This window comes from Porphyromonas sp. oral taxon 279 str. F0450 (assembly GCF_000292995.1).
Taxonomy (GTDB): domain Bacteria; phylum Bacteroidota; class Bacteroidia; order Bacteroidales; family Porphyromonadaceae; genus Porphyromonas; species Porphyromonas pasteri.
The window spans coordinates 1-9355 of the sequence record NZ_ALKJ01000004.1 but is presented as its reverse complement, the minus strand read 5'-3'; the positions used below and the strand labels follow the sequence as shown (position 1 = coordinate 9355).

The window sequence follows — 9355 nt, the reverse complement described above, 5'->3', positions numbered from 1 at the left end:
CCCCCTGCCTATATTCATATCCACCTAAAGCATTAGAGAGGGGTGAGCGAACCTATATGGAGACCGTTGCGGCAGAGTCCTACCCCCTACTTATTGTGCTAAGGCATCGCGCACCCAGCTCCCCGATATGCCTCTCCGAAGTGATCAGGCAAGCCCTTCGCCTCATCGCGCGTTTTCCTCTTATCCAGCGGAGGGAAAAGTGTCCTTCTCGTGAAGAAAAAGCTCCTTCTCATAGTGGTATTCTTCGATCTATGCACGTAGTCTTAAAGACCAGGCACGTAAATCCAAATATCCACGTACGTAGATATTTGATCCACGTGCATAGTCCAAACTTATCTGCCACTCGTCCACAACTTTTAGCTATACACGACGCAACAGTCTCATATTGCTCAGCGAGTGAAGCTATATAGGTTAGCCCAGCGACCAATACGGTTCATACGCCCCACCTGTATAAGGTAGCGAGGAGTGCCGTATCTTTGCAGGACAAAAGATCTATTACTCACGACAGCAATTCAATGAAAGCGCTCCCTCGAGGTACCATCCACGGTCTCCTCTTCCTCATCGTCCTGACCCTCCTTGTCCATGCCCTTTCACTCGTGCCCTTCCTCCACGATCTGCGCCTCAGCCCGATGGTGCTCGGCGTCATCGTGGGGATGATCTTGGCCAACACCGTTCGCTCCCAGTTCCCCGAGAGCTGGGATGGCGGGCTAAAGATCGCCAGCAAGCAAATCCTTCGTGCGGGGATCGTGCTCTATGGCTTTCGCTTGAGCTTCGATACGCTCCTCGCCGTAGGTGGTGGCGCCATCCTCATCGACGTGATCATCGTCGCTGGGACACTCATCCTCGGGAATTACCTCGGGCGAGCGCTTGGCTTAGACAAAGACGAACGCTTACTCATCTCCTCGGGCTCGGCTATCTGTGGAGCAGCGGCTGTACTCGCCACTGAGCCCGTCGTAGGAGCGAAGCCACACAAGACGGTCGTCGCCGTAGCGACGGTAGTACTCTTCGGTACGCTGTCGATGTTTGGCTACCCGCTCCTTTACCGTGCAGGGCTCTTAGATGCCCTTTCCCCACAAGCTGTCGGGGTCTACACGGGCTCTACCATACATGAGGTCGCACACGTCGTCGGCGCGGGAGCTGCGATGACACCCGACACCCACAGCTCCAGCGTAGACATCGCGGGCATCGCGACGATGACGAAGATGCTCCGTGTCCTCATGCTCGCACCCGTCCTGATGATCCTCGGCTACATCATGCGCCGAGGAAGTGCAGACAACGCTACTTCGGGGAAGATACAAGTACCTTGGTTTGCCTTCTACTTCCTCATCGCTATCGGGATCAATACGCTACTGGGCATGGGTGCTGAGCACATCGGCCGAGTCGCAGCATATCACCAGCTGACGCATATCATCGAGGTCATTGACGGCTTCATGCTGGCGATGGCGATGACAGCGATCGGCTTGGATGCGACCTTTGCCAAGTTCCGTCAGTCGGGTGCTAAGGCCTTCCTCCTAGCCTCGGGGCTCTATATCTGGCTCGTCTTCGGAGGCTATCTGCTGACCCTGCTTCTCGTCTAAAGGCAACATCTGCATAGAAGTTATCCCTTGAAGCTATCCGAGGCAAAGGGGTTTCACCAAAAAGCAGAAGACAAGCCTTCCTTCCCGCCCGCCTCTTGGGCTAAGGTCTCCGTGTCGTCAAGCCAATGCCTCTCTTCGGTCGAAGGGAGAGTCTCGTAGAAGAGCGCGCAACGCTCCCTACAAATCAAATCGCCCCGCTTGTACCCAGAGGATACAAGCGGGGCGATTAGCTAAAAGGCGGAATAAGTACCCGCTACATCAAAGACGGAAGGTGAAGATCTGCGTACTCTCCCGCATCTTCTTAGTCAGTTGCATCAGGTGAGCGACCCACCAGACCTCTGCCATCAGATCGACGACCGCCTTTTTCCGCTCAAACTGCGCCTGAGGCAAGAGACGCAGAATATCCACTTCCGAGTCAATGCCCCCGACGAAGGTCGCCTCCATGTGCTTGAGCGTGTCGTGCATCTTGGATCGCCCTGCCCAGAAGCTACTGAGCGCATCGAAGACCAGCACACAGCGCCCTGCGAAGTAGTGGTGCAGATGCTCAAGCAAAAGCTGGATCTGCTCTAGGGTGAAGTAGGCGAAGACCCCTTCGATCGTGATGAGGACCTGCGTCTCGGGCGTGATCTCACTTGCGAGCCGAGCGAGCCAATCTCCCTCCAGCAAGTCCGAGCCTAGAGCCGTAGCGCTCTCCCCGAGGAGCCTCTGACGTAGCTCAATGACATTAGGGAAGTCCACATCGTAGTGGGCAGCGCCGTAGGTTGCTCCAGCTATGCGCTCTCCTCGGGTGTCTAGCCCGCAGCCCGCATTGACGGTGACGAAGGGCTTGCCTTGGGCATGCAGCTCCCGAGCGTAGCGGATAAGCTCACCGTCCATATAGCCTGCCCGCTTGAGACAGCCGTAGTAACTAGGGCTCTTCTTAGGGGCGAACTTCTTATCACTATAAGTAATCTCTTCGTAGAGTCTCGCTGCACGCTCATCGCCGAGGATCGGACGCTTGCTCTTGAGGTCCAGCGCACGCATCGCTAGCGGAATGATCAGGGTCTCTTGGACTGCTCCAAGCCCCTCTAAATTGATTTGTCCCATGGTTTATTCAGTTTCTTGGCCGAAGCCTTACATATATTCGGAACAAAACTAGCACTTATCCCCAGCCCACTCAATACCTAGAAATACGGATTTTCACCCCTCAAACCCACCCCTCGTGGGGATAAACGAAGATGCCCCATGCTCCTAGAGCATGAGGCATCCTTATCTTAGGGGTAAGCTTAGACTAAGCCCAGTATTCTTCGCCACGGACCGTGCGACCACGGTGCATGACGAAGCGCAGCTGGAGGTCTTCGTCGAGGAAGAGGATATCCGCATCGTGGCCTGCCTCGAGAGCGCCCTTCGTATCCTGAATACCCATGATGCGGGCAGGCGTATAGGAGCACATGTAGATAGCATCGATGAGGGGGATATTAGCCTTCTGCACGGCAGTGCGGATGAGGAGGTCCATCGTAGCGATACTACCAGCGAGAGCTGAGCGGTCGCTGAGCTTGCAGACGCCGTCCTCGACGATAGCGTGACCCGTGGGGTCCTTGAAGTTCACCGTACCCGTGTAGAGGAGGGCATCGGTAGTGAGTGCCATACGTTCGCGGCCCTTCACAGCGTAAGCCAGGTGGACCATCACGGGAGGCACGTGGATACCATCGCAGATCACCTCGATATCGAAGTCGGGCATATCGAGGATGGTCTCTACGGCACCGGGCTCCTTGTAGACACCTACCTTGTGTGCGACCTTCATCGCATTGTAGAAGTGCGTACCGAGCGTGTAGCCATGTTCCCAAGCTGCACGGACGTGCTTGTCGTTGGCCTCAGTATGTGCCAGTGCGACGACGACACCGCGCTCACGGATGTAGCTACCGAAGTCCAGTGCACCCTCGATCTCGGGAGCAGCGTCCCAGCGCTTGATGACACCGTCACCGCGCTCCATGATCTTCGTGTATTCCTCAGGACGAGCGGGGCGGATCAGCTCGGGGAGCTGAGCACCAGCCATCTTCACAGAGAAGTAAGGACCTTCGAGGTGGAGACCTTCGACGGTGGACTCATCGTCCTTCATCAGGACCTCCGTGCACTCGATACCCTTCATGATCGTCTCATAGCTCGAGGTGGAGAGTGTGGGGAAGATCGTCGTCGTACCCTGCTGGAGGTGGTAATCCGATGCCGTGCGGAAGGCCTCTAGCGTCCCGTCCATATAGTCTGCTCCGGCAGCGCCGTGCACGTGCATCTCGATCCCACCAGGGATGATGTACGAGCCTCGAGCATCCAGCTGACGTGCACCCTCGATAGGGAGATCGGTATTAAGAATCGCTTTGATCTTCTTGCCTTCGACGAGGACACTGCCTCCATCGATCCAGCCTGTGGGCGTGTAAATGCGCCCGCCTACGATCTGTATATACATTATCTATTGGATGTATTTGTATGAAATATGCTCATCAATTGTTCGCCCACCAGATGCACTGGCAAGCCCATTACCGTGTAGAAAGAGCCTTCGATACGGCGGATGGCACGGTAGCCGATCCACTCTTGTATACCGTAGGCGCCAGCCTTGTCCAGGGGCTGGTAGCGAGTGACGTAGTAGTCGATCTCCTCATCCGTCAGGGGGAGGAACTCCACCGTCGCTGTGTCGGAGAATGCCACCGAACGCTCGGCCGTCATCAGTACGACACCCGTAGTGACAGTATGCTTCTGCCCACTTAGCTCGCGAAGCATCGCTTTCGCTTCCGCAGCATCACGGGGCTTACCGAGGACTTTATCCCCGATGAAGACCAGCGTATCAGCCGTGATGAGGAGCGTGCGCTCACCGAGAAGTGGGCGATAAGCCTCCGCCTTCACGCGAGCGATATAGAGGGGGATCTCCTCGAGAGGCAGGTCAGTAGGGTAAGACTCATCGACACCCTCCAGACGGATCTGCTCAAAGGGAAGATCCAGCCCACGCAGGAGCTCCACACGGCGCGGAGACTGTGAGCCTAAGATGATCTGGTAGTCGTCGAGGTGCTTCCACATAGTATTATACGGTCTCCTTACCAGCCAAAGCCTGCTGAGAGCGACCACTGGCCATTGGCGCGCAGGGTCTGCTCGATGACGTCACGCACCACACCATAGCCCCCATCACAGAGGGAGATGTAGGTAGCGATGGACTTGACTTCGGGAGCGGCATCCGCAGGAGCGCAGGGCAGAGCCACGAGCTTCATGATGGGGATGTCGGGGATATCATCGCCGATATAGGCGATCTGGTCGGGTGTAATACCCGCTTCTTGGCAGAGGATATCGAGCTGAGCAGCCTTGTCTGAGACCCGCATATAGACGTGCTTAGCACCGAGCTGGTGGAAGCGCTGCGTCATCGCTTCGCTCGCACCACCGGAGATGACTGCCAGCGTGTAGCCCTGCTTGACAGCGTACTGCATCGCATAGCCGTCCTTGACATTGACCGTACGCATGGGCATACCATCGGGGCCAATGGGGCTCACCGTAGCACTCACTACCCCGTCCATATCCAGGACGAAGGCGCGGATCTTCGACAGATCAAAGGGGATACTACTCATTTCCTAAAAGAATTTATGATACAAAGGTACAACCATTTACCCATATCTGTGCCTATTTCCCCCATAAAATTCGGCACATCTACCCATAGAGCAGGTCTATAAAAGAGCGAAGCCGCCACAGCTGAGATGCTGTAGCGGCTTCGTCTTAGTCGTGATAGAGTCCGGTGAGATTACTCGACCGTACCCTTGATACGCAGGGTGAAGGCCCCATCGCGGCCATTGCTATAGACGGCGACATTCTTGAAGAAGGGACCGGGACGGCCTGCGGGGTTGAAGGAGACAGTGATCTTCCCTTCGCGGCCTGGAGCGATAGGCTCCTGGCTGTACTCAGGCGTCGTGCAAGCGCAAGGCGTAGCGACACGCGTGATCACCAGAGGAGCGTCCCCCGTATTCTTGATAACAAAGGTATGTGAGACCTTACCATTAGCTTCCTTGATGATGCCGAAGTCAAACTCTGGCGCAGCGGAAGAGATGACGGCACCCTTACCACTCTGTGCGACGACAAAGCCCACGCAGAGAAGGAGTGCTGAGAATATAAGAGCAAATCTTTTCATAATGTCCTAAATCGTTTAATATGATCCCTCTGAGAAGAGGCTATTTGCTGCAAAGATAGTTAAAACTATTTAAAAAGCCATTTTACTCGAAGGACAGCGTGAAGAGAAGCGCACGTGTCGCCATCCCACGAACGGCCTCGGTGAAGCGTATCCGTGGATCGCCCTGCAGATCGGGACGATGCGTTTGGTGAAGGTTCGCCAAGCCGTAGTGGAAGGTCAGCTGAGGCGAGAGCTTGAAGAAGGAGAAGTAGAGGTCGCACCCAGCACCGATACTCAGCCCGTAGTCTATAGGGCGGAGGTGCAGGAGTTCGCTCGAGCGCGTCCCGAGCTGCAGGGCTGCATAGCCACCAGCAGCGACGAAGGGGCGGTAATTGCCCCAGCGCACGGCTGCCCACTTCAGCTCCAGTGGTAGCTGCAGGCTACTCGTGCGCAGAGAGAGGCGCTCTACCTCTTGGCTCCCATCAGTGTAGGCCACGGGCACATCCCCGAGATGAAGCGTCGGGAGCAGGCGTAGCTCCAGCTGAGGCACGAGGGTCACGCCCCCGATGACGCCGATGCTGAAGCCCGGGTGCCACACGGGGCTATCGGCCCAGAGTTGTCCTCCCAGACTATTGACCGCCCCGCTATTGGTGATCCGTACATCGGGCAAGTGAAGCCCGAGGCGGAAGCCAATATAGTAGCGGCGTAAGTCGAGATAGGGCTGACGCTCGACGGCTCCCTCTTGCGCCCACAGAGCAGCGGGGAAAAGGACGGAGAGCACGAGCGCGAAGGCAAGTGTAAGGCTGCGAAGGGACATATATATTATATGGTATCGTCCCACCGCACAAGGGGCGGGAGGCTTACTGACGCACGTAGCGGCGCAGATGCTGCAGAGCGTAGCGCATACGCCCGAGGGCCGTATTGATGCTGACGCCTGTCTCTTCGGCGATCTCCTTGAAGCTCTTCTCTTCCCAGTAGCGAAGGCGCACTACCTCCTGCTGCTCGGCAGAGAGCTGGCTCAGGCCGTAGCCCAGCTCATCGACATATTCGCCGTGGATCAGGCGCTCCTCAGCGATAGCTTCGGGAGAGGGGATCTGGATCGTCTGCAGGAGATCTTCGGTCGAAGTCCCCTCGATCGTCTGCTCTTGACCACGCGTACGCTGACGGCGGAAGTGGTCCATGATCAGGTTGTGCGCGATGCGCCCGATCCAGCTGCGGAACTTCCCCTCAGCCGTGTAGCGGCCTTGGCGAATGGTCATCATGACCTTGATGAAGGTATCCTGGAAGATATCTTCCACGAGATCTTCGTCAGTGACCCAGTAGCGGATCGTCGTATGGACATAGGCATCGTAGCGAAGGAGAAGCGTATCAAAGGCTTCGTTAGTCCCAGCGGAATAAAGGTGCACCAGCTGATCATCGCTCATGCTTTCATATCGTCTCATTGTCGTCTCAGTTTAGGGCTGGATCCACAGGGCGCGCCCACAAGACATCGGGGCAGACTCTGGCTACGGACCAGCGATAGACTTAATTACTTTCAGATATGTAAAGCTTGCTCGATAGGCGACTATTTATTGCTACGTAATGAATGAAACTTGTGCGTGGAGCTGAGCGTTTTTTGCTACATCTCTCGACTACAAATTAAGAGATATGTTTTGAATTCACCAAATCCCCCGCCTTAGACAATACGAATAGACCATAAAGTCGGTTACATCGGCACCCCCTATTTCACCTCTTCTCCGCACCTCTTCAGCTGGGGCAAATTGCCCTCCTCGGAAGAGGAAAAATCAACCAGTACTGGTCATCGATCGGAGGAGTACTGGTCACGATGCGAAGTAGTACTGGTCACTATTGGCAACCAGTACTGGTCCACTCAGCGACCAGTACTGGTTCATTTTTCCCTGCTCCCACGCAAACGACAAAGGGCCCTCCCCTAGGAGAGCCCTTCACCGCAAGGAACACTGTATAATTAGGAGAGATAAAGCAGGAAGTAAGTCCCTTCGCCCGACCTACCTCCGCCCAATAGGTCGCTGGGCAAAACGGCGTAGGCGCTCGGCGATATTCTTATCAAGGAGGGGCGAAAGTACGATGATCGTCACCGCTGCGATGATGAGGAGAATCCCCAGAGCCATCGTACCCGAAATCGTTTCGCCGAAGACCACCACCCCGATGATAATAGCCGTCAGCGGCTCCATAGCCCCGAGGACCGAGGTCAGTGTCGAGCCAATACTCTTGATCGCCCGTACGAGCGCAAGATTTGACACCAGCGTAGGGAGGAAGGCCAGCAGCAGGAGGTTGACCAGTACCGACCCGCTGGGGATCGCTTGTACCCCGCCATTTAAGGACGCATTGATGAGGAAGAAGCCCGCACTGGATAGGAGGACGTAGAGCGTCAGCTTCAGATTGTCCATCTCGCGGATGCGGCGGACATTATTCACCGTCACAAGATAGATCGCATAGCTGAGCCCCGAGAGCAGGACCAACAGGATGCCAACCAGCGAAGCATTCCCGTCCTCTCCCCCACTGCCACGTAGCGAGAGCAGTGCCACGCCCGAGAGCGCCAGGACAATAGCGATAATCGTAAAGGGCGAAGGACGCTGCTTGAAGAGTACCGCCATAATGAGCGTCACGCCCACCGGATAGAGGAAGTGCAGCGTCGTGGCCATCCCGCTCGACATACTCCCATAGGCCTGGAAGAGCAGAGTAGCCGACCCATAGTAGAAGAAGCCCAAGAGGACGAGCCAACTCAGCTCGCGCACATCCACGGAGAAGTTCACCCGACGCACCATCATCAGCACGGCTACCAGCAGCGAAGCGAAGAGCATACGATAGCAGAGGATGCTATCCGTCGTCATACCCTCGGCCATCGTCGGCAGCGTGAAGAGGGGCAGCAGCCCGAAGGTCGCAGATGCAGTCATCCCGTAGAGGAAGCCCTTGAACTTATTCATATATATAATGTATTAGGCGATGTGCTGTGACCGCAGTCCCGCGGCCTTCTCACAAAGGTACAACTTCCCCAGCGAGCAGGTATGGCAGCAGGTCCCACGACTCGCCCTTCTCTCCCCGCCTCACGAGGGAGACATTGCCCTCTCCGACAGGTCTGCTCTTGCAAATTCACCGAAATAGACTATCTTTGCATCGGTTAAGCCCCCTACCCTCCCTTGCGGATGGGCTTTAGACGGGGTAAAATTGACCATGGAGAGATGGCAGAGTGGTCGATTGCGGCGGTCTTGAAAACCGTTGAACTGAGAGGTTCCGGGGGTTCGAATCCCTCTCTCTCCGCTAAAAGGCTTCAAAGTGACTGCAAAATGGTCATCAGAAAAGCCTTCAGAATAAAAGGAAATCGTTGTAGGACACGGTCTTACAACGATTTTTCTTTGTATGCAGTCCATAGACCTGACGGCTTACCCCTAGGGTCTAATCGTCATCAATCGGTCAAATTCTGCTACAGAAACTGCTACACAAATCAAGGCGTAGCAATTAGTGTAGCAGTGACGGCTAAATGAAGGGCTAATTGAAGGCAGCAACATGCTCTCATTCAATGTGTAAGTAAGTAACTTTGTAGTACCTGCTACACTAAGGAATGATGCATTATGAGACAATCGTTCAAGGTGTCCTTCTACCTACGCTCAAACTACGAGAACAAAGAAGGCAAGTCGCCCGT

General features: G+C 55.5%; 9 protein-coding genes and 1 tRNA gene. 2 read left to right on the top strand and 8 right to left on the bottom strand.

What is annotated here, in order from left to right; genetic code table 11:
• The first annotated feature begins 515 nt into the window (after window positions 1-515).
• Complete coding sequence (locus HMPREF1323_RS00185) at window positions 516-1577, top strand: YeiH family protein (protein ID WP_009432130.1); 1062 nt, start codon at window positions 516-518, stop codon at window positions 1575-1577.
• A gap of 258 nt (window positions 1578-1835) precedes the next feature.
• Here the strand turns inward: HMPREF1323_RS00185 and HMPREF1323_RS00180 are convergent, their stop codons facing one another.
• The 8 genes from HMPREF1323_RS00180 to HMPREF1323_RS00145 all read right to left on the bottom strand — a co-directional run bounded on the left by HMPREF1323_RS00180 (window position 1836) and on the right by HMPREF1323_RS00145 (window position 8639).
• A complete protein-coding gene (locus HMPREF1323_RS00180; RefSeq protein ID WP_009432129.1) occupies window positions 1836-2663 on the bottom strand; it encodes a class I SAM-dependent methyltransferase in 828 nt (275 codons plus the stop codon).
• Window positions 2664-2847: 184 nt separating this feature from the next.
• Window positions 2848-4017, bottom strand: coding sequence for an N-acetylglucosamine-6-phosphate deacetylase (gene nagA, locus HMPREF1323_RS00175; RefSeq protein WP_009432125.1), 1170 nt, complete (start codon window positions 4015-4017; stop codon window positions 2848-2850).
• Window positions 4017-4622, bottom strand: coding sequence for a Maf family nucleotide pyrophosphatase (locus HMPREF1323_RS00170; protein WP_009432126.1), 606 nt, complete (start codon window positions 4620-4622; stop codon window positions 4017-4019). The genes nagA and HMPREF1323_RS00170 overlap by 1 nt, the downstream gene beginning before the upstream one ends.
• A 17-nt stretch (window positions 4623-4639) precedes the next feature.
• Window positions 4640-5161: a KdsC family phosphatase gene (locus HMPREF1323_RS00165; protein WP_009432122.1), complete on the bottom strand. Its 522-nt coding sequence runs from the start codon at window positions 5159-5161 to the stop codon at window positions 4640-4642.
• A gap of 170 nt (window positions 5162-5331) precedes the next feature.
• On the bottom strand, window positions 5332-5715 hold the full coding sequence (locus HMPREF1323_RS00160) for a DUF1573 domain-containing protein (RefSeq protein ID WP_009432127.1): 384 nt from the start codon (window positions 5713-5715) through the stop codon (window positions 5332-5334).
• 82 nt (window positions 5716-5797) lie between these two features.
• The gene (locus HMPREF1323_RS00155; protein ID WP_009432128.1) at window positions 5798-6511 is read right to left on the bottom strand and encodes a type IX secretion/gliding motility protein PorT/SprT; all 714 of its coding nucleotides are present in this window, start codon (window positions 6509-6511) and stop codon (window positions 5798-5800) included.
• 43 nt (window positions 6512-6554) lie between these two features.
• The gene (locus HMPREF1323_RS00150; RefSeq protein WP_044115538.1) at window positions 6555-7136 is read right to left on the bottom strand and encodes an RNA polymerase sigma factor; all 582 of its coding nucleotides are present in this window, start codon (window positions 7134-7136) and stop codon (window positions 6555-6557) included.
• Between the two features lie 564 nt (window positions 7137-7700).
• Window positions 7701-8639 (bottom strand): DMT family transporter, encoded by a 939-nt coding sequence (locus HMPREF1323_RS00145; RefSeq protein WP_009432123.1) that lies wholly within the window; start codon window positions 8637-8639, stop codon window positions 7701-7703.
• A 249-nt stretch (window positions 8640-8888) separates the two neighbouring features.
• Between HMPREF1323_RS00145 and HMPREF1323_RS00140 the strand changes: the two genes are divergently transcribed.
• Window positions 8889-8973, top strand: a tRNA-Ser gene (locus tag HMPREF1323_RS00140).
• Window positions 8974-9355 lie beyond the last annotated feature (382 nt).

Excerpts from the sequence above, each read along its gene's own strand:
- HMPREF1323_RS00145 (WP_009432123.1), bottom strand. The coding sequence starts at position 8,639 with ATGAATAAGTTCAAGGGCTTCCTCTACGGGATGACTGCATCTGCGACC.
- HMPREF1323_RS00155 (WP_009432128.1), bottom strand. The coding sequence starts at position 6,511 with ATGTCCCTTCGCAGCCTTACACTTGCCTTCGCGCTCGTGCTCTCCGTC.
- HMPREF1323_RS00150 (WP_044115538.1), bottom strand. The coding sequence starts at position 7,136 with ATGAGACGATATGAAAGCATGAGCGATGATCAGCTGGTGCACCTTTAT.
- HMPREF1323_RS00170 (WP_009432126.1), bottom strand. The coding sequence starts at position 4,622 with ATGTGGAAGCACCTCGACGACTACCAGATCATCTTAGGCTCACAGTCT.
- HMPREF1323_RS00185 (WP_009432130.1), top strand. The coding sequence starts at position 516 with ATGAAAGCGCTCCCTCGAGGTACCATCCACGGTCTCCTCTTCCTCATC.
- HMPREF1323_RS00165 (WP_009432122.1), bottom strand. The coding sequence starts at position 5,161 with ATGAGTAGTATCCCCTTTGATCTGTCGAAGATCCGCGCCTTCGTCCTG.
- HMPREF1323_RS00180 (WP_009432129.1), bottom strand. The coding sequence starts at position 2,663 with ATGGGACAAATCAATTTAGAGGGGCTTGGAGCAGTCCAAGAGACCCTG.
- HMPREF1323_RS00160 (WP_009432127.1), bottom strand. The coding sequence starts at position 5,715 with ATGAAAAGATTTGCTCTTATATTCTCAGCACTCCTTCTCTGCGTGGGC.
- nagA (WP_009432125.1), bottom strand. The coding sequence starts at position 4,017 with ATGTATATACAGATCGTAGGCGGGCGCATTTACACGCCCACAGGCTGG.